This is a genomic window from bacterium, from assembly GCA_004299235.1.
Lineage (GTDB): Bacteria > Chloroflexota > Dormibacteria > Dormibacterales > Dormibacteraceae > SCQL01.
In genome coordinates, this window is sequence record SCQL01000047.1 from 1 (window position 1) to 2,406 (window position 2,406).

General features: G+C 58.6%; 2 protein-coding genes. One reads left to right on the top strand and one right to left on the bottom strand.

Translation table 11 applies throughout. The features are described from left to right. A complete protein-coding gene (locus EPN29_13735) occupies positions 1-1,089 on the bottom strand; it encodes an IS630 family transposase (protein TAN31346.1) in 1,089 nt (362 codons plus the stop codon). A 120-nt stretch (positions 1,090-1,209) separates the two neighbouring features. On the opposite strand from EPN29_13735, the gene EPN29_13740 reads away from it, so the two are divergent. Then, positions 1,210-2,304 carry an IS5 family transposase gene (locus tag EPN29_13740; protein TAN31347.1) on the top strand — a complete coding sequence of 365 codons (1,095 nt, stop codon included), beginning with the start codon at positions 1,210-1,212 and terminating at the stop codon, positions 2,302-2,304. Positions 2,305-2,406 lie beyond the last annotated feature (102 nt).

The following is a 2,406-nucleotide window of genomic DNA, read 5'->3' on the forward strand; positions in this document are numbered from 1 at the left end:
CTAGTGTCCTGAGTCAGAGATTCGTTTAGAAAGGCGCTCGACCTTGCCCAAGATCAGGTCCGCGTCCGCCGTCCACACGAACGGCTTGGGATCTTTGTTGCGCTGATCCAGGTAGTCCAGCATCGCCTTCTCCAACGCCCGCACCGCCGTGTGGCTTCCGCGCCGGACGCATCGTTCGGTCACTTCGGCAAACAATCGCTCCACTAGGTTTAACCAACTGCCGCTGGTGGGCGTGAAGTGGACGTGATAACGAGGGTGGCGCGCCAACCACGTGCGCACCTTGTTGACCTTGTGCGTTCCGTAGTTGTCCATCACCAGATGAACGTCAAAACCGCCGGGAAGATTCGCGTCGATGTCGTTGAGAAACTGCAGGAACTCTTGGTGCCGGTGGCGTCGATAGCAACTGCTGATCGTGACTCCGCTGGCCACATCCAGGGCCGCGAACAGTGATGTGACTCCATGTCGTTCGTAGTCATGCGATTGGCGCGCCGGCACACCAGGAGCCAGCGGCAGAATTGGCTGGGTGCGGTTCAACGCCTGCACCTGGCTCTTCTCGTCCACACACAGGACGATCGCTCTATCCGGAGGATTCAGGTACAAGCCGACGATGTCCCGCACCTTCTCGACGAACTGTGGGTCTTTGGAGAACTTGAAGTTCTCCACGCGATGCGGCTGCAGTCCGAAAGCACGCCAAATCCGCACGATGGCGGTCTGCGAAAGGCCCGTCTTCTTTGCCATCAACCGGGTGCTCCAATGCGTGCTGTTCCCTGGCATGGACTCCAGCGTTTTCGTGATCACCTCTTCGACTCTGGCGTCGCTTATCGACCGCGGTGCGCCCAAGCGAGGCTCGTCGAGTAAACCCTCCAGGCGCTCCACCCGAAATCGCTCCCGCCATTTGCAGACCGTCGCTCCCGTGATTCGTAAGCGCTTCGCCACCTCGCCGTTGCTCAGTCCGTCATTGCAGCCAAGAACAATGCGGGCGCGCATGGCGATCGCTTGCGCGGACTTCGGGCGACGCGCCAGCATCGACAGTTTCTCTTTCTCCTGCGGGGTCACGTTGAGCGGTTTGGTGGGGCGTCCGATGGCCATACACAAGTATGCATCGGCGCGTCGCATTAATCAACGTATTTCTGACTCAGTACACTAGCAGTATGCGGAAAAACTCTCTGAAACAAGTTACGGTCTGAATGTTCTGATCGTCTAATTGGTATGCGCGGTCAAGACCATCAGCAATCGGACATTTTCAGCTACCTTTCGCCCGAACAGCGGGTCCGGCAGGACCATCCTCTGCGCGCCATTCGAGCCATGGCGGACCTGGCCCTTTGGAGCATGTCGGCGCGATTTGACGCGATGTACGCAAAGACCGGCCGCCCCTCGATTCCGCCGGAGAAGTTGCTGCGGGCGCAACTGATCCAGATGTTGTACTCGGTGCGGAGCGAACGGCTGCTGATGGAAGAGATCGATTATAGTGTGCTGTATCGGTGGTTTGTAGGCATGAACCTGGACGAACCAGTATGGGACGTGACGGTGTTCACCAAGAACCGGGACCGACTGTTGGACGGGGACGTGGCACGGGAGTTCTTGTGTGAGGTGCTGAAGCAGGCGCAGGAAAAGAACCTGACCAGTGACGAGCACTTCACGGTGGACGGAACGTTGATCGAAGCCTGGGCCAGCTTGAAGAGTTTTCAACGCAAGGACCAGAAGAACACACCACCCGATGATTGCGGCAATCCCACGGTGGATTTTCACGGCGAGAAGCGAAGCAATGAAACACACGAATCCACCACCGATCCCGACGCGCGCTTGGCGCGGAAGGGGAACGGTAAGGAAGCCAAGTTGAGCTACAACGGGAATCTGCTGACGGAGCACCGCAACGGACTGATCGTAGCGACGGAGGTGTTCCAAGCCAATGGCACCGCCGAACGCGACGCCGCGCTGGTGATGTTAGAACAGATTCCGGGGGTGGAACGAGTGACCGTAGGTGGAGACAAAGGGTACGATACCAGGGACTTCGTGGCGGAATGCCGGAACATGAACGTGACGCCGCACGTGGTGCAGAACACGAAGCGGAACGGGGGCAGCGCCATTGACGGACGGACCACGCGGCACGGCGGATACGAGATCAGTCAGAAGAAACGGAAGCGAATTGAAGAGTGCTTCGGATGGCTGAAAAGGATTGCGCTGATGGGGAAGGTGAGGCATCGGGGCTTGGAGAAGGTGAGTTGGGTTTTCACGTTCGCGGCGGCGGCCTACAACCTGGTGAGGATGAAAAATCTGGCGGCCACTTCAGTTGGAGCCGCATGAGTCAGGGCAGAAGTGTGCCCGCTCGCGGCCGAAGCGGGCAAAACCGGTCGCAGTTACAAGCACTTATGCGCCTCAAACGCAGTTCGGAGGCGGCCAACCTTG

Excerpts from the sequence above, each read along its gene's own strand:
- EPN29_13735 (TAN31346.1), bottom strand. The coding sequence starts at position 1,089 with ATGGCCATCGGACGCCCCACCAAACCGCTCAACGTGACCCCGCAGGAG.
- EPN29_13740 (TAN31347.1), top strand. The coding sequence starts at position 1,210 with ATGCGCGGTCAAGACCATCAGCAATCGGACATTTTCAGCTACCTTTCG.